Genomic DNA, 17,029 nt, shown 5'->3' with positions numbered 1-17,029 from the left:
TGGGGGCGCCGGGCACGGGTGGTGCGGGTGCGGGTCGGCCCTGCGGCTCGGTGGGTCAGTGGGCGTTGCGTACGTCGAGGGCGCGGCGCAGGTCGTCGATCTGGTCGGTGAGCTTGCGGTGCAGGGCGGGGATGAGGGCCCGGTCGTCGAGGGCCTGTTCGCCGAGGTGGAGGTTCTCGGCGTCGACCGCGTACGCCGGGAAGGCGTAGCGTCCGGCGGCGTCCGCGATGGCGGGGCCCCGGCGGGCGGCGAGCGCGGTGGCCTCGGGGTAGTAGCGGGGCACGTAGTCCTGTACGAGATCGGCCTGTTCGGGCTGCCAGAAGCCCTGGGCGACGGCGGTGAAGAGGTAGTTGGAGAGACCGTCGTCGTTGAACAGGGCGTGCCAGGCGGCGGCCTTGGCCTCGGGGTTGGGGAGGGCGGCGCGGCAGCGTGCGGCGCCTTCCTGTCCGGTGGCGCTGGGGTCCTGTTCGAGTTCGGCGGCGATGGTGGCCTCGTCGATGGCGCCGAGGACGGCGAGGCGGGTGAGGATGCGCCAGCGCAGTTCGGGGTCGAGTTCGGGTCCGCCGGGGACGGTGCCGTTGGTGAGCCAGTCCTGGATGGTGTCGGGCTGGGTGGCGGCGTCGATGAGGTGGCGTACGGCGACGAGCCGCAGGCCGGGGTTGTGGCCGTCCTCGGTGCGGCGGATGAGGTCGCGGCACAGGGCGGTGAGGGTGGCGAGGGCCGCGGGGCGGTCCTCGGGGCTCACGTAGCGGTCCGTGACGTGGGTGCCGGCGAAGGCGAGTACGCCCTGGGCGAGGGCGAGGTCGGTCTCGTGCGGCAGGTGGGTGCGGGCCGCTTCGAGGTAGGTGGCGGGGGCGAGTTCGCCGTCGCGGACCATGTCGCGGGCGGTGTTCCAGATGACGGCGCGGGTCAGGGCGTCGGGGACGGCGGAGAGTCCGGAGACGACGGATTCCCAGGACCGGGTGTCGAGGCGGACCTTGGCGTAGCTGAGGTCGCCGTCGTTGAGGACGAGGAGTGCGGGGCGGCTGCCGGGGCGCGCGTCGGGGATGCCGTCGTGGGGGACGTCGATCTCGAACCGCTCGCGCAGGACGAGCCGCTCGGTGCCGGTGACCGCGTCCGGGGCCTGGTCGTAGGCGCCGACGGCGATGCGGTGGGGGCGGCTGCCGTCGTGGTCGACGGCGAGGGTCCAGGTGCCGTCGGACTCCTGGACGCGGGGGGTGAGGGTGTCGACCCCGGTGGTGCGCAGCCAGGCTTCGGCCCAGGCGTGGACGTCGCGGTCGGTGGCCGATGCGAGGTTGTCGATGAAGTCGGCGAGGGTGGCGTTGGCGAATTTGTGGCGGGCGAAGTGGGTGTTGATGCCGGCCAGGAAGTCCTTCTCGCCGAGCCAGGCGACGAGTTGGCGCAGGGCGGACGCGCCCTTGGCGTAGGAGATGCCGTCGAAGTTGAGCATCGCGGACGCGGTGTCGGGGACGGCGTCCGGGTCGGGTGCGACGGGATGGGTGGAGGGGCGCTGGTCGGCGTCGTAGCCCCAGCCCTTGCGGGCTACGCCGAAGTCGACCCAGGTGTCGGTGAAGCGGGTGGCCTCGGCGAGGGTCTGGTAGCCCATGTACTCGGCGAAGGACTCGTTGAGCCAGATGTCGTCCCACCAGGCGAGGGTGACGAGGTCGCCGAACCACATGTGGGCCATCTCGTGGGCGATGACCATGCCTCGGGTCTGGCGTTCGGTGTCGGTGACGGCGGAGCGGAAGACGAATTCGTCGCGGAAGGTGACGAGTCCGGGGTTCTCCATGGCACCGGCGTTGAACTCGGGGACGAACGCCTGGTCGTAGGAGTCGAAGGGGTAGGGCTCGTCGAACTTCTCGTGGAAGCGGTCGAAGCAGGCCCGGGTGATGTCGAGGATCTCGTCGGCGTCCGTGTCGAGGTACGGGGCCAGAGAGCGGCGGCAGTGGATGCCGAAGGGCAGTCCGGCGTGTTCGGTGGTCACGGAGTGCCAGGGGCCGGCGGCGACGGCGACGAGGTAGGTCGAGATGAGCGGGGTGGGGGCCAGGGTCCAGTGGCCGTCGCCCCGGTGTCCGGCGATGCCGTTGCCGAGGACGGTCCAGCCCTCGGGGGCGGTGACGGTGAGCGCGAAGACGGACTTGAGGTCGGGCTGGTCGAACGCGGCGAAGACGCGCTGGACGTCTTCCATGAAGAGCTGGGTGTAGACGTAGGTCTCGCCGTCGGTCGGGTCGGTGAAGCGGTGCATGCCTTCGCCGGTGCGGGAGTAGCGCATGGCGGCGTCGATGCGCAGTTCGTGGGTGCCGGGGGTGAGCGCGGTGAGGGGGAAGCGGTTCTCGACGAGGTCGGCGGGGTCGAGGGGCTGTCCGTCGAGGCTGATCGAGCGCAGAGTGGCCGGCTTGAGCTCGACGAAGGTGTCTCCGGCCGCGGCGGCGGTGAACTGGATGACGGTGCGGGAGTCGAAGGTCTCCTCCCCCGTGGTCAGATCGAGGTCGATCGAGTACCGGTGTACGTCGAGGAACTTGGCTCGGGTCTGCGCTTCGTCGCGCGTCAGTACGGACATGTGTCCATGCTGCCGTACGCGGTGGACGGCCCGCAGCCGGGTTCTCGCACGGCTGAGCGGTCTCCCGCCGGGGCGGGCGGTCACCCCCGGTCGCCGCGGAAACTCCGGTACTCGTCGTGCATGAGGTCCCAAAAGGAGCGGTGGCGGACCGCTCCGGGCAGCCAGTGGGCGAAGTACCAGGCCTCCCATTCGCCGTCGGGGGTGACGACGCGCGGGTTGAGCAGGTAGACGTCCAGTGCCCCGGGGGTGTGGCTGATCTTGAGCAGGTGGTTCAGGTATTCGGTCCGGATGGTCCAGGGTTCCTGCTCGTCGCCGTAGACGAAGTACTGCTCGTCGGGGACGTCGTCCGGTTCCCCGCCGCCGGTCCAGCCCTCGATCAGCTCCGGGTCGAGATCCCTGACCCAGCCGATCTCGCGTACGGGCAGGAGCCGCCGGATTCCGCCCGTGGTGTCGAGCCATCCGTCGCTGGTCAGCAGGAACTCCCGGTAGCTGGGCGGGAGTACGGTGCCCAGTCGTGCTTCGAGCGCCGCGAGCTCCTGGGGGGTCGCACCGGCCGATCCCAGCCAGCGGGCCGCCCGTACCGCGTCCGGAAAGGGTTCGGAGCGCTCCTGCTCGTGCAGGACCGGGTCGAGCCATTCGTCGCTCCAGCGCTGGAGCAGCTCGCGCCATGGGTGAACGGCGGGGCGGAACTCGGGTGCGGGCTCGTCCTGTTCGGTGTCCGGCATGGCTGAACGGTACGCGGGGTCGCTGACAGCCGCTCTGGCAGAATGCGCGGCTGATGAGCGAGATCACGGAGTGTGTCCTGTGCGGCGGGACGGTCGCTCCCGACGGCTACTGCTGGGACTGCGGTGGCGCCCAGCCGTCGTTCCGGTCACGGATGGAGATCACGACGGGCAGTGGTGCGGCGGGGGTCAGTGACCGGGGCCGGCACCGGGGTGTCAACGCGGACGCGATGGCGCTGGCCACGGTCGGCCGATGGACGGCCGCGGTCGTCTGCGACGGGGTGTCCATGTCGCCGCGGTCGGAGCGGGCGGCCCGGGTCGCGGCCGAGGTCGGGCTGAATGTGCTGGTGGCACGGTTGCGGGAGGGTGCGCTGCCGGAGTGTGCGCTCGACGACGCGGCCGTGCGGGCGGGGCGCGCCGTCGCCGGTCTCGCGGAGTCGGTGGCGGCCGCGCCCGCCTGTACGTTCGTCGCCGGTGTCGCGGGCCCCGAGGGTGTCTGGAGCGCCTGGATCGGTGACAGCCGTGCCTACTGGCTGCCCGAGGAGGGGCCGGGGAGGGCGCTGACCGAGGACGACACGGGTGAGCACGAGGCGCTCTCCGCGTGGTTGGGGGCCGATGCCGGTGATCCGGCGCCGCGTGTGCGGAGCTACCGGCCCTCGGTGCCCGGCCGGCTGCTGCTGTGCACCGACGGGCTGTGGCGTTATCTGCCCGGCGCGGCCGCGCTGCGGGATGTGCTCGGCCGTCGTCCGGCCGGTGGTGGGGTTCCGGAGGAGGCGCGGTCGCTGGTGGGGTACGCCCTGGAGGCGGGCGGGCACGACAACGTGACGGTGGTGCTCGTCCTCGTCGTCCCCGGTCCGCCGGGTGTTCCGGTGGCCGGGGCGTAGCCGGGCCGGATCGTGCAACCGTGCGGGCGGCCGTCGCGTCCCGCGTTGCGACGGGCGCTGCTGTCTGGTGCCGGGCGGAAGTGTCGAGCGGATGGGGCGGACGGTGTCCGAAGCGGTGCAGGGGGTGGCCGGGCGGGATGCCGGGGCTATGGGTGGTGAGCGGCGGTGGGTCGTGGGGGTCGCGCCGTGGGGTGTGGCGGCGGGTGCGGTCGTCTGGTGTCTCGCGGGGAGCTGGCGGGCCGCGCACACGCAGAACTACGCGTGGAACGCCTGGACCCCGGTCGGCTACGGGGCGGTCAAGGGGGTGTTCCTGGGGCTGCTGGCCGGCTGGTGTGCCGTGGTGGTGCTCCGGATCGTTCCGGCGGACCGGTGGCGGGCGGGCGGCGGGGCGGTGGCGCGGTTCGCGGGGCTCGTGTTCGCCGGAGGGCTGCTGGGCGGTCTGGTGCCCGGCACTCTCCGGGACTTCCTGGGTGAGCCGCAGCCTCGGACCCTGTACTACTTCGACGGGCCGAGACCTGAATCGCAGTGGTTCTGGCGGCCGTTGCTGGCCGAGTGGCTGACGTACACGGTGCTGCCGGCGTTCGGGTATGCGGTGCTGCTGACCGTGGGCGCCGTGGTGTCGGCCCGGTGCTCGCGCCGTGACCGGTTCGGCTGGGCGGTGCCGGCCCTGGTGGGGGTGGGGCTGCTGTTCCTCCCCGGCTGGGCGGCCGCCGGTCTGCCCGAACCCCAGGGCAACGGTGATCATGTCAACGAGTCGGCGGGGGCCGGGCTCGTCGTGCTGGCCACGGGGCTCGGGCTGCTGCTGAGTGCCTGGGCGGTGCGGTCGTGGCGCGGGGCGCGCCGGCCGGTGGGTCCTCGGGCCCCGGTGCTCACGCCTGCCCGTTCGTCGCCGACTCCTCCGCGATCCGCTCGTGGTGGCGGATGACCTCCGCCACGATGAAGTTCAGCAGCTTCTCGGCGAAGGCCGGATCCAGGTGCGCGCTCTCGGCCAGCTGCCGCAGCCGTTCGATCTGCCTGCCTTCGCGGGCCGGGTCGGCCGGCGGGAGGTGATGGGCGGCCTTGAGGTGGCCGACCTGCTGGGTGCACTTGAAGCGCTCGGCGAGCATGTGGACAACAGCGGCGTCAATGTTGTCGATGCTCTCGCGCAGCCGGTTCAGTTCCGCGCTCACGGACTCGTCGATGTCCCTGGTGGTCATGGTCAGCGAGCTTAGACGGCCGGGCCCAGTGGAGTGATCGTCGGTGGGTGCTCCGGGTCCGGAACCTGGTCGCTCCAGCCTCCGGGCACGTTGCGGCCCTGCTGCTCGCGGAAGCGGACCGGGGCGGTGCCGACCCGGCGGGCGAAGAGGCGGGAGAAGTACGCCGGATCGTCGTAGCCGACGCGCCGGGCGACGGCGGCGACCGGCAGGTCGGTGGCGGCGAGGAGCTCCTTGGCGCGGCCGAGCCGGATGCCGAGGAGGTAGTCCTTGGGACTGCATCCGGCACCCCGGCGTACCGCCGTGCGCAGTTCGGCGGGGGTCATGCCGTGCCGGGCCGCGTGTTCGGCGACGGACAATGGCTGGAAGGCGTCGCGGGCCAGGGCCTGGAGCACGGGGTCGCCGTCGGGGCTGACATCGGCGCGGGCCCGGCGCAGGGCGACGAGGAGTTCGTGGACGGCGGCGCCGGTCTCGACCTCCAGCAGCGGGTTGCCGCGCCGTGCCGCGCGTACGATCCGGCCGATCGCGGCGCGGGGGCCCGCCGTGTCGGCGAGCGGGACGAGCGGGCGGTCGGGCTCGATGTAGCCCAGTTCGGTGTAGGTGGCGGTGGCGGGGCCGGTGAAGTCGACGAAGCTCTCGTCCCAGCCGGTGCCCGGATCGGCACCGTAGTGGTGCGGGGTGCCGGGGGTCAGCCAGATCAGGCTGGGGGCGGTGACGGGCACCCGGCGGCCGTCCGGTGCGGTGAACCAGCCGCTGCCGGAGTTGATGACGACGGCCACGTGGTGGTCCAGGGTGCGGGGGCCGACGGTCGGCAGCGCGCCGTGCTGGAGCCCCACGCCCAGGCAGACCAGGCCCAGCCGGTGGTGGAGCGGGCTGGGAGTGAAGAAACGCATCCAGGTGTGGTACATCGGCCTTCCTTCCTCCCCTTTCTCACATGGGTACGGACACTTCTCACGCAGGTCCGGACAGCTGGTCCGAACAATTGGTCCGAACAATTGTGTCCAAACAGCAGTGATCTTTGTCCATGGACCGGCCGGACGCCAGGGGGCGAAGCTGGTGGCAACATTCCTCCCGGGTTCGCCCGCTCCGTGGTGCGTGCTGTCGTACGGGCCCGGGCCGTGCGGTTCCGGGGGCCGCACGCACAGGAGAGTACGAGCACGATGGCTGACTTCACCGTGGGGGACGACCACTTCCGGATCGACGGGAAGCCCGTACGGCTGCTGTCGGGGGCGCTGCACTACTTCCGGGTGCACGAGGCGCAGTGGGATCACCGGCTGTCGATGCTGCGCGCCATGGGGCTCAACTGCGTCGAGACGTATGTGCCGTGGAATCTGCACGAGCCGCAGCCCGGCCGGTTCCGGGACGTGGCGGCGCTCGGCCGGTTCCTGGACGCGGCGCAGCGGGCCGGGCTGTGGGCGATCGTCCGGCCGGGTCCGTACATCTGCGCCGAGTGGGAGAACGGCGGTCTGCCGGTCTGGGTGACGGGGCGGTTCGGCCGGCGGGTGCGGTCGCGTGACGAGGAGTACCTGGGCGCCGTGGAGCGGTGGTTCGGTGCGCTGCTGCCGCAGGTGGTGCAGCGGCAGATCGGGCGCGGCGGACCGGTGATCATGGTCCAGGCGGAGAACGAGTACGGCAGCTACGGCTCCGATCAGGTCTATCTGCGGCGGGTGGCGGGGATGCTGCGCGAGCGCGGGGTGACCGTGCCGCTGTTCACCTCCGACGGGCCGGAGGACCACATGCTCACCGGCGGCTCGGTGCCGGGGGTGCTGGCCACGGCGAACTTCGGGTCGGGTGCCCGGGAGGCGTTCGAGGTGCTGCGCCGCCATCAGCCGAAGGGGCCGCTGATGTGCATGGAGTTCTGGTGCGGGTGGTTCGAGCACTGGGGTGCCGAGCCGATCGTCCGGAAGCCGGCGCAGGCCACCGAGGCGTTGCGGGAGATCCTGGAGTGCGGGGCGTCGGTGAACATCTACATGGCGCACGGGGGGACGAACTTCGCCGGGTGGGCGGGGGCGAACCGGTCCGGCCCGATCCAGGACCAGGACTTCCTGCCGACGGTGACGTCGTACGACTACGACGCGCCGATCGACGAGTACGGCCGCCCCACGGAGAAGTTCCGGCTGTTCCGCGAGGTGCTCGCCGAGTACGCGGACGGGCCGCTCCCGGAGCTTCCGCCGGAGCCGGTCGGGCTGGCGGCTCCGGTGCGGGCCGAGCTGACCGACTGGGCGCCGCTGGGTGCCGTGCTGGACGCGCTGGGCGACGAGGAGGCGGCGCCGTCCGGGGTGCCGCCGACCTTCGAGGAGCTGGGTGTCGACCGGGGTCTGGTGCGCTACCAGGTGTCCGTTCCCGGTCCGCGCAAGCCGTACGCCCTGGACGTGACGGGGCTGCGGGACCGGGCCGTGGTGTACGTGGACGGGGTCCGGGAGGGGGTGCTCACCGAGGAGAACAGCGCCCTGGACGAGCCGGTGGCCGGGCCCGCGGAGGTCGAGCTGTGGGTGGAGTCGCTGGGCCGGGTCAATTACGGGCCGCGGCTCGGTGAGCCCAAGGGGATCTCCGGCGGGGTGCGCCACGAGCGGCAGTATCTGCACGGGGTGCGGGCGCGGGCGCTGCGGCTGGAGGCGTTCGAGAAGCCGGACGCGCTGGCCGGGGTGGCGTTCGCCGGCGCCGGGGTGGCGTTCGCCGGCGCCGGGGCGGCCGGTTCCACCGGGCTGTTCCGGGGGACGTTCGAGGTCTCCGGGGCGGCCGGCACCGGGCATGCCGGGCTCGAACTTCCCGACTGGACGCGGGGGTTCGTCTGGGTGAACGGCTTCTGCCTGGGGCGCTACTGGTCGCTGGGCGCGCAGCGGACGCTGTATGTGCCGGGGCCGGTGCTGCGGGAGGGCGTCAACGAGGTGTGGGTGCTGGAGCTGGAGGGCGCGGGCGCGCCGTACGCGGAGCTGGGCCCGGGGGTGCCCGTCAGGACGGACACCCCCGGGGATGCTCAGGTGTGACTCGGCGACCGGCCGGGGCCGGGGCCGGGGTCAGAGAGTGGCTGCCGCGGACGCGATGTTGGCGGCGAAGGTCGAGACCTCGCTGTACACGCCGGGGTAGCCGGGTTCGGCGCAGCCCTGGCCCCAGCTGACGATGCCGACCTGGATCCAGGCTCCGGCGTTGTCCTTGCGGAACATGGGGCCGCCGGAGTCGCCCTGGCAGGTGTCGACGCCGCCGGTGTCGATCAGCCCGGCGCAGATCTCGTCACCGGGGACGAGGTCGCTGCCGTACGCGGCCTCGCAGTCGGCGTCGGAGACGAACGGCACGGAGGCCTTGAGCAGGTAGCGCTGCTGGGCGCCGCCCTCGGTGGCCGCGCCCCAGCCGGCGATGGTGAAGTCGCCGTTGTTGTACGCGGTGGTGGTGGCGATCTTCAGGGTCGGCAGGTCGATGGGCTTGGCGAGCTTGATGAGTGCCCAGTCCTTGCCCGCGCCGTTGTAGCCGGGGGCCTGGAGGACCTTGGTGGACTTGACCTTGACGGCGCTGGAGGACTGCAGGTCGACGACGCCCGCGGTGGCGGTGATGGAGGTGTTGTTGCCCGAGCCGTCCACGCAGTGCGCGGCGGTGAGGACGATGTCCTTGGCGTAGAGGGCGCCGCCGCAGCCCATCGACAGCCGGACCATGAACGGGAATTCACCCTGGGCGGCGCGGGTTCCGCCGACGACCGGCTGGGGAGCCGCGGAGGCTCCGGCGGGCTGGAGGCTGACGGCCGCGAGAACCACGGCGGCTATGACGGAACATCTCTTCACGGCACGCAGAAGCTGCTTCAAGAGACTGCCTTCTTTCGTGGGGGGTGCTTGTGGGGGGTACTTGTGGGGAGTGCCTGCCGCCCGGGCCGGGTGCCGACCGCGGGCGGCAGGCACCGCACCGATAGTCATGCTCCCGACAAAGGCGTGGTTCGGATTATCGGGAAATGATCACGACCCCCACAAGGATCACTTTCCGGCCAAGATCATCTGAAGCCCTGCGGCTACAGTGAAAGCCGGTCGGACCTCGCGGACAGGGGTGGCACGTGGCGGACAGCAGCCGGAGCACCGGCAGCCCGGTGGTCCACGGTTTCCCGCACCTCGAAACGGTCCGGTCCGCGATCACCGCGCTGTACCGGCGGCTGTCGTACGACGGTGTCCGTGGCTACGCCACGAGCCTCGCGCCCGTCGACGCCGCCTTCGGCGACCAGGACGATCTGTATCTCGGCAGCCAGCGGGTGGCCCGGGCGGTGGTCCGGCATCTCCATCTGCCGGACGCCCGCATGATCGTCGGCTTCCGCGCGATGGAGCACGCCGCCGGGGTCGAACTGACCGCCGGCCCCGAGTACTTCGTCGAGCTGAACGACCGCTTCCGCACCCACCGCAGGGACATCGGCGCCGCGCTCTCGCACGAGGTCACGCATGTGCTGCTGCACCGCCTCGGCCTGGAGTTCCCCGGCACGCGGGACAACGAGATCCTCACCGACACCGTGACCACGTACCTGGGCGCGGGGTGGCTGCTGCTCGACGCCTTCCGCGAGGACCGGGTCTCCAGCCAGAAGCTCGGCTACCTCACCCCGGAGGAGTTCGGGTACGTCCTCGCCAAGCGGGCGTTCGTCTTCGACGAGGACCCGTCACCGTGGTTCACCAGCCCACAGGCGTACGAGGCCTACACCGAGGGGCGCGCACAGGCCCTCCAGGACACCCGGCAGCCGCCGCTCACCGCGGCGGGCTGGGCGGGCCGTCGCCGCTACGCCAAGGACCGGCGGCGCGCCCAGGACCGGCCGGGCACCCCCGCGGACCCCGGCGTCCCGTACGCCTTCGAGGGCGGCCCGGACGGGCTGCGGGTCTCCTTCGCGTGCCCGGTCTGCCACCAGCGCATCCGCGTTCCGGTACGGGGCCGGGTGCGGGCCCGGTGCGGTCTGTGCCGCACCGTGCTGGACTGCAGCACCTGAACCGGGCCGCCACCGCTGCGCCAAGGACCGGCGGCGCGCCCAGGACCGGCCGGGCACCCCCGCGGACCCCGGCGTCCCGTACGCCTTCGAGGGCGGCCCGGTGGCCCCGGCTCCGCTGCCGTACGGCCCGTCCGGCGGTGCCACCGGCCACGTAACCTTCGGGGCGGAGCGGTGACAGACACACATCCTGGACCGCGGGAAATGAGCCGCAGGACCGGCCAGTTGGCAGCCGACCCCAGCAACAAGGTGCGGCGCCACCTCCCGGCCCCGGGCGCGGAGTGACACCGGCCGGGCCGACGACCGAGGGCGGGCCCGTCGCGGGGTGCGCCCCCACTCGGCGTACCGCTACCGCGCCCCGTACACCGGCTGCGCCGGCTCCGCCCGGGCGAGCAGCTTCCGCACCGCCTCCCCCGCCTCCCCCGGCGCCCACCGCGCACCCCGGTCCGCGGTGGGGCCGGGCCGCCAGCCCTCCATGACCGTGATCCGTCCGGCCTCCACCTCGAAGACCCGCCCGGTCACCCCGTCGCTCGCGGCCGAGCCGAGCCACACCACCAGCGGGGAGACGTTCTCCGGGGCCATCGCGTCGAACCCGCCCTCCCCCGGCGCCGCCATCGTCTGCGCGAACGTCTGCTCGGTCATCCGGGTCCGGGCCGCCGGGGCGATCGCGTTGACCTGGACCCCGTAGCGGCCCGTCTCCTCCGCGGCGACCAGTGTCAGGCCGACGATCCCGGCCTTCGCGGCGGAGTAGTTGCCCTGGCCGACGCTGCCGAGCAGCCCCGCGCCGGAGCTGGTGTTGATCACCCGGGCGACCGGTGCGCGGCCCGCCTTCGCCTCGGCCCGCCAGTGCGCCACCGCATGCCGCAACGGCAGGAAGTGGCCCTTGAGATGGACCCGCATCACGGCGTCCCAGTCGTCCTCGTCCAGATTCACCAGCATCCGGTCGCGCAGGAACCCGGCGTTGTTGACCAGGGTGTCCAGCCGCCCGAAGCCCTCCAGCGCGGCCGCGACCAGCGAGGCGGCCCCCTCGGTCGTGGCGATGTCGCCCCCGTGGGCGACCGCCTCGCCGCCCGCCGCCACGATCTCGTCGACCACCAGCTGCGCCGGGCCGAGGGAGCCGCCGTCGCCGCCTGGGCCGACCCCCAGATCGTTGACGACCACCTTCGCGCCCTCGGCGGCGAAGGCGAGCGCGTGGGCCCGGCCGAGCCCGCGCCCCGCACCCGTCACGACCACCACGCGGCCGTCGCACAGACCAGTCATCACTCGTCTCCCTACTCGTCCCCTTATTGGCGATGCGGGGGCAGGCTGCTACCTTCCACACCTAACAAATGTTTGGTGGAAAGGTAGCTGATTCGCTCATGGGTGTCTCCACCACAAGCCCCGGCAAGGGCATCCGGCTCGTCACCGTCGACCACCCGCCCGTCAACGCGCTCCCCGTGCGCGGCTGGTACGACCTCGCCGACGCGCTGCGCGCGGCGGGCCGCGATCCCGAGGTCCGCTGCGTCGTGCTGGCCGCCACCGGACGCGGGTTCAACGCGGGCGTCGACATCAAGGAGATGCAGCGCGACACCGGGCACGAGGCCCTGATCGGCGCCAACCGCGGCTGCTACGAGGCGTTCGCCGCCGTCTACGAGTGCGAGGTCCCGGTCGTCGCCGCGGTGAACGGCTTCTGTCTCGGCGGCGGCATCGGCCTGGTCGGCAACGCGGACGCGATCGTGGCGAGCGACGACGCCACGTTCGGCCTGCCCGAGCTGGACCGGGGCGCGCTCGGCGCCGCGACCCATCTGGCCCGGCTGGTGCCCCAGCATCTGATGCGGGCGCTCTACTACACCTCGCGCACCGCCACCGCCGCCGAACTGCACGCCCACGGCTCCGTCTGGAAGGTCGTACCGCGCGAGGAACTCCTCGGTGCGGCCCTTGAGCTGGCGGGCGAGATCGCCCGCAAGGACGGGTATCTGATCCGGCTGGCCAAGGCCGCCATCAACGGCATCGACCCGGTGGACGTACGCCGCAGCTACCGCTTCGAGCAGGGCTTCACCTTCGAGGCCAACCTCAGCGGGGTCGCCGACCGCGTACGCGAGACCTTCGGCAAGGAGGCATGACCATGACCGACAAGACCATGACGGCCGACGACGTCGTCTCCCGGCTCAGCAGCGGGATGACGATCGGCATCGGCGGCTGGGGCTCGCGCCGCAAACCCATGGCGCTGGTGCGGGCGCTGCTCCGCTCCGAGGTCACCGACCTCACCGTGATCTCGTACGGCGGCCCCGACGTGGGGCTGCTCGCCGCGGCCGGCCGGATCCGGAAACTGGTCGCGGCCTTCGTCACGCTCGACTCGATCCCGCTCGAACCCCACTTCAGGGCGGCCCGCCAGCGCGGCGCGTTCGAACTGATGGAGATCGACGAGGCCATGTTCATGTGGGGGCTGCACGCCGCCGCGAACCGGCTGCCGTTCCTCCCCGTGCGGGCCGGCCTCGGCTCCGGCGTGATGCGGGTCAACCCGGGCCTGCGCACGGTGACCTCGCCGTACGAGGACGGCGAGGAGTTCGTCGCGATGCCCGCGCTGCGGATGGACGCCGCGCTGGTCCACCTGAACCGCGCCGACCGGTTCGGCAACGGCCAGTACCTCGGCCCCGACCCGTACTTCGACGACCTGTTCTGCGAGGCCGCGGACACCGCGTACGTGTCCTGCGAACGCCTCGTGGAGACGGCCGAACTCACCGGGAACGCCGCCCCGCAGACCCTCCTCGTCGGGCGGCACTCCGTCACCGGCGTCGTCGAGACCCCGAACGGCGCGCACTTCACCTCCTGCGTGCCCGACCACCCGCGCGACGAGGCGTTCCAGAAGGCGTACGCGACCGCCGCCGCCGACCCCGGGGCCTGGGCGGCCTTCAGCGAGCGCTTCCTGCCCGCCGGGGGCGACGAGAAGGGCTACCAGTCGGCCGTCCGGACCTGGCACGAGGAGCAGAAATGACCACAAGGAACGCGACCGCGAACCCGGCGGCCGTCACCCGGGCCGAGTACTGCGTGATCGCCTGCGCCGACGCCTGGCGCGACAACGGCGAGGTGCTCGCCAGCCCGATGGGCCTCGTCCCGTCCGTCGGCGCCCGGCTCGCCCGGCGCACCTTCTCGCCCGATCTGCTGCTCACCGACGGCGAGGCGCTGCTCGTCGCCCCGGACGGAGAGACGGAGGGCTGGCTGCCCTACCGCCGACACCTCACCATGGTCACCGGCGGCAGGCGCCACGTGATGATGGGGGCGAGCCAGATCGACCGGTTCGGCAACCAGAACATCTCCTGCATCGGCGACTGGGAACAGCCCTCCCGCCAGCTGCTCGGCGTGCGCGGCGCCCCGGTCAACACCCTGAACAACCCGGTCAGTTACTGGATCCCCCGGCACTCCACCCGGGTCTTCGTCGAGCGCGTCGACATGATCTGCGGGGTCGGCCACGACAGCGCGGCGGCGGCCGGTCCGTCGGCCACCCGCTACCACCGCATCCCGCGCGTGGTGAGCGATCTCGGCGTCTTCGACTTCGCGACCCCGGACCGCTCCATGCGGCTGGCCTCGGTGCACCCGGGCGTCACCGTCGACCAGGTCCGCGAGGCCACCGGTTTCGCGCTCACGATCGCGGACGACGTCCCGTTCACCCGGGAACCGACCGCCGCGGAGCTGGCCCTGATCCGTGAGGCCATCGACCCGCAGGGCACCCGCAACCGCGAGGTCGGGGTCTGATGCGGACGGCGCTCACGGAGCTCGTCGGCGTCCGCCACCCCGTCGTGCAGACCGGCATGGGCTGGGTCGCCGGCCCCCGCCTGGTCACCGCCACGGCCCGGGCCGGCGCACTGGGCATCCTGGCCTCCGCGACGATGACCACCGAGCAACTGCGGGCGGCGGTGCGGGAGGTGAAGTCCCGTACGGACGAGCCGTTCGGCGTCAATCTGCGGGCCGACGCGGGCGACGCGCGCGAGCGGGTACGGATCATCGTCGACGAGGGCGTGAAAGTGGCGTCCTTCGCACTGGCCCCCTCGAAGGAGCTGATCGCCGAGCTGAAGGACGCGGGGGTGGTCGTGATCCCGTCGGTCGGTGCCAGACGCCATGCCGAGAAGGTCGCGGCGTGGGGCGCGGACGCGGTGATCGTGCAGGGCGGCGAGGGCGGCGGGCACACCGGTGAGGTGGCGACCACGGTACTGCTGCCCCAGGTGGCCGACGCGGTGGACATCCCGGTGATCGCGGCGGGCGGCTTCCGCGACGGCCGGGGCCTGGTGGCGGCGCTGGCGTACGGGGCGGCGGGCATCGCGATGGGCACGCGGTTCCTGCTGACGTCGGACTCGACCGTGCCGGACGCGGTGAAGGCCCGGTATCTGGCGGCGGGCGTCAAGGACATCACGGTCACCAGGGCGGTGGACGGGCTGCCGCACCGGATGCTGCGTACGGAGATGGTCGCGGCGCTGGAGAACGCGGGCCGGGTCCGGGCACTGGCCCAGGCGGTGCGCCGGGCGGCGGGCTTCCGGCGGATCTCCGGGACCAGCTGGTCCCGGATGGTGCGCGACGGCCTGGCGATGAAACACGGCAAGGACCTGTCGTGGAGCCAGGTCCTGCTGGCGGCCAACACCCCGATGCTCCTGAAGGCGTCCATGGTGGACGGCCGGACGGACCTGGGGGTGATGGCCTCGGGCCAGGTGGCCGGCCTGATCGAGGACCTGCCCAGCTGCGCGGAGTTGGTGGAACGGGTGATGGCCGAGGCCCACGAGGCACTGGGCACGGTGATCCGCGCGGAGGGCGCGGACGTGTAGGCGGCCGGCGGACGCGGCGAGGGGCGCCCGGATCCCTCCGGGCGCCCCTCGCCGTGTGTCGTTGCGTACGTACGGCTACGCGGCCCTGCGGCCACGTCCCGCCGTCGCGCCGCCGCGGCCGGCACCGGAGCGCCCGGCACCCGCGCCGCGCGGCTCGCCGTTGCCACGGCCACCGCCCGAGCCGGTACCGCGCGCGGAGCCGCCCGTGCCGGCGGTGCGGGAGGCGCCGCCCGTGGAGCGGGTCTCGCCGCCGCCCTGTCCGGCACCACCGCGCCGGCCGCGGCCCCGGCTGCCCGAGCGGAAGCCGGTGCCGCCCGCCGAGGTCCCGCCCGAGCGCGTGCGCTGCTTCGGCGGGGTCGGCTGCGGGACCTCGATGACGATCGCGATGCCCGACGGCTCGCGGGCCCCGGTGATCCGGGTGAGCTCCTCGTCGCTGGACTTGATCCGGGTGGTCTGCGGGGCGATGCCCGCGTCGGCCATCAGCCGGGTCATGTCCCGCTTCTCCTCGGGCAGCACCAGCGTGACGACGCTGCCGGACTCACCGGCGCGCGCGGTGCGCCCGCCCCGGTGGAGGTAGTCCTTGTGGTCGGTCGGCGGGTCCACGTTGACGACCAGGTCCAGGTCGTCGACGTGAATGCCGCGGGCCGCCACGTTGGTCGCGACGAGTGCGGTGACCTGGCCGTTCTTGAACTGGTCCAGGGTCCGGTTGCGCTGCGGCTGCGAGCGCCCGCCGTGCAGGGCGGCGGCCCGTACACCGCTGGCGAGCAGCCGCTTGGCGAACCGGTCGGCGGCGCGCTTGGTGTCCACGAACATGATCACCCGGCCCTCACGGGCGGCGATCTTCGTGGCGACGGCCTTCTTGTCGGTCTCGTCGATCACATGGAGCACGTGGTGCTCCATGGTGGTGACGGCGCCGGCGGACGGGTCGACGGAGTGCACGACCGGGTCGGTCAGGAACATCTTGACCAGCCGGTCGATGTTCTTGTCGAGCGTCGCGGAGAACAGCATCCGCTGGCCGTCCGGCTCGACCTGCTTGAGCAGGGCGACGACCTGCGGCATGAAGCCCATGTCGGCCATCTGGTCGGCCTCGTCGAGGACGGTGATGGCGACCTGGTCGAGACGGCAGTCGCCGCGCTCGATGAGGTCCTTCAGCCGTCCCGGCGTGGCGACGAGCACCTCGGCGCCCCGGCGCAGCGTGCCGGACTGCTTGGTGATCGACATGCCGCCGACGACGGTGGCCAGGCGCAGGTTCACGGACGTCGCGTACGGCGTCAGCGCGTCGGTGACCTGCTGGGCCAGTTCGCGGGTCGGGACCAGGACGAGTGCGAGCGGGGCCTTCGGCTCGGCGCGCCGGCCGGCGGTGCGGGCCAGCAGGGCGAGGCCGAACGCGAGGGTCTTGCCGGAGCCGGTGCGGCCGCGGCCGAGGATGTCCCGGCCGGCGAGCGAGTTCGGCAGGGTGGCGCCCTGGATCGGGAACGGGTCGGTCACGCCCTGCGCGGCAAGGGTCTTCAGCAGGGCTGCGGGCATGTCCAGCTCGGCGAACGCCGCTACGGCGGGCAGTGCGGGGGTCATGGTTTCGGGCAGGGCGAATTCACCCTGCGGCGGCGTGGCCCTGCGACGGGGCGACGCCTTGCCGGATCCCTTGCCGGAACCCTTAGCGGTTGCCTTTGCCGGGGCCGTGCCGCGCCCCCTCGACGGGCGGTTGCGGGCGGGTCGGTCCTGGCGTTCGGAGCGGGTCATACGGAATTGCCCTCCTGGGGGATTCCTGAGGAGTCCTGGGGATTCCTGAGAACTGCGTGGGACTGCGGGGAACTGCATGGGGCTGCCGGAGGGCGCCGTGGGCGGGCGCGCCTGTTTCCGGCATGTCCCGGGGACAGCACAAACCGGGACCCGCACCTTCACGGTGCGGGCCCCGGTTGCGAGGTACGCGTCCGG

The 17,029-nt window shown here is 72.7% G+C and carries 15 protein-coding genes; 8 read left to right on the top strand and 7 right to left on the bottom strand.

The window, feature by feature from the left end:
* Positions 1–55: 55 nt before the first annotated feature.
* Complete coding sequence (gene pepN / locus EES42_RS12825) at positions 56–2,560, bottom strand: aminopeptidase N (RefSeq protein WP_124718253.1); 2,505 nt, start codon at positions 2,558–2,560, stop codon at positions 56–58.
* Positions 2,561–2,640: 80 nt separating this feature from the next.
* Positions 2,641–3,285, bottom strand: a complete 645-nt coding sequence (locus tag EES42_RS12820; protein WP_124718252.1) for an SMI1/KNR4 family protein — start codon at positions 3,283–3,285, stop codon at positions 2,641–2,643.
* Positions 3,286–3,338: 53 nt separating this feature from the next.
* Here EES42_RS12820 and EES42_RS12815 point away from each other — a divergent pair, with 53 nt between their 5' ends.
* On the top strand, positions 3,339–4,166 hold the full coding sequence (locus EES42_RS12815) for a PP2C family protein-serine/threonine phosphatase (protein ID WP_124718251.1): 828 nt from the start codon (positions 3,339–3,341) through the stop codon (positions 4,164–4,166).
* A 103-nt stretch (positions 4,167–4,269) separates the two neighbouring features.
* The gene (locus EES42_RS12810; RefSeq protein ID WP_206433448.1) at positions 4,270–5,091 is read left to right on the top strand and encodes a hypothetical protein; all 822 of its coding nucleotides are present in this window, start codon (positions 4,270–4,272) and stop codon (positions 5,089–5,091) included.
* Here EES42_RS12810 and EES42_RS12805 read toward each other — a convergent pair.
* Positions 5,036–5,362, bottom strand: coding sequence for a chorismate mutase (locus EES42_RS12805; RefSeq protein ID WP_124718250.1), 327 nt, complete (start codon positions 5,360–5,362; stop codon positions 5,036–5,038). The genes EES42_RS12810 and EES42_RS12805 overlap by 56 nt on opposite strands.
* 11 nt (positions 5,363–5,373) lie before the next feature.
* Positions 5,374–6,267, bottom strand: a complete 894-nt coding sequence (locus tag EES42_RS12800) for a helix-turn-helix domain-containing protein (protein WP_124718249.1) — start codon at positions 6,265–6,267, stop codon at positions 5,374–5,376.
* 252 nt (positions 6,268–6,519) lie between these two features.
* Here EES42_RS12800 and EES42_RS12795 point away from each other — a divergent pair, with 252 nt between their 5' ends.
* Entirely contained in the window at positions 6,520–8,346 is a 1,827-nt protein-coding gene (locus tag EES42_RS12795) for a glycoside hydrolase family 35 protein (protein WP_124718248.1), read from the top strand.
* A 30-nt stretch (positions 8,347–8,376) separates the two neighbouring features.
* Here EES42_RS12795 and EES42_RS12790 read toward each other — a convergent pair whose 3' ends face one another.
* Positions 8,377–9,153, bottom strand: coding sequence for a S1 family peptidase (locus tag EES42_RS12790; protein ID WP_124718247.1), 777 nt, complete (start codon positions 9,151–9,153; stop codon positions 8,377–8,379).
* Positions 9,154–9,395: 242 nt separating this feature from the next.
* On the opposite strand from EES42_RS12790, the gene EES42_RS12785 reads away from it, so the two are divergent.
* Positions 9,396–10,304: a hypothetical protein gene (locus EES42_RS12785; protein WP_124718246.1), complete on the top strand. Its 909-nt coding sequence runs from the start codon at positions 9,396–9,398 to the stop codon at positions 10,302–10,304.
* Between the two features lie 345 nt (positions 10,305–10,649).
* On the opposite strand, the gene EES42_RS12780 is transcribed toward EES42_RS12785, so the two are convergent.
* Entirely contained in the window at positions 10,650–11,561 is a 912-nt protein-coding gene (locus EES42_RS12780) for an SDR family oxidoreductase (RefSeq protein ID WP_124718245.1), read from the bottom strand.
* Between the two features lie 98 nt (positions 11,562–11,659).
* Here EES42_RS12780 and EES42_RS12775 point away from each other — a divergent pair, with 98 nt between their 5' ends.
* From EES42_RS12775 to EES42_RS12760, 4 genes are read left to right on the top strand one after another with little or no spacing between them, the layout of a single operon-like run.
* A complete protein-coding gene (locus EES42_RS12775) occupies positions 11,660–12,403 on the top strand; it encodes an enoyl-CoA hydratase family protein (RefSeq protein WP_124718244.1) in 744 nt (247 codons plus the stop codon).
* 2 nt (positions 12,404–12,405) lie between these two features.
* Entirely contained in the window at positions 12,406–13,275 is an 870-nt protein-coding gene (locus tag EES42_RS12770; RefSeq protein ID WP_124718243.1) for a CoA transferase subunit A, read from the top strand.
* Positions 13,272–14,033, top strand: a complete 762-nt coding sequence (locus tag EES42_RS12765; RefSeq protein ID WP_124718242.1) for a CoA-transferase subunit beta — start codon at positions 13,272–13,274, stop codon at positions 14,031–14,033. Before EES42_RS12770 ends, EES42_RS12765 begins: the two co-directional genes overlap by 4 nt.
* Positions 14,033–15,094 (top strand): NAD(P)H-dependent flavin oxidoreductase, encoded by a 1,062-nt coding sequence (locus tag EES42_RS12760; RefSeq protein WP_124718241.1) that lies wholly within the window; start codon positions 14,033–14,035, stop codon positions 15,092–15,094. The genes EES42_RS12765 and EES42_RS12760 overlap by 1 nt, the downstream gene beginning before the upstream one ends.
* 75 nt (positions 15,095–15,169) lie before the next feature.
* Here EES42_RS12760 and EES42_RS12755 read toward each other — a convergent pair whose 3' ends face one another.
* Positions 15,170–16,834, bottom strand: a complete 1,665-nt coding sequence (locus EES42_RS12755) for a DEAD/DEAH box helicase (protein ID WP_124718240.1) — start codon at positions 16,832–16,834, stop codon at positions 15,170–15,172.
* Positions 16,835–17,029 lie beyond the last annotated feature (195 nt).

Origin of the sequence: Streptomyces sp. ADI95-17 (assembly GCF_003846175.1) — a bacterium.
GTDB classification, from domain to species: Bacteria; Actinomycetota; Actinomycetes; order Streptomycetales; family Streptomycetaceae; genus Streptomyces; species Streptomyces sanglieri.
This window is presented reverse-complemented; position numbering and strand designations above follow the sequence as displayed.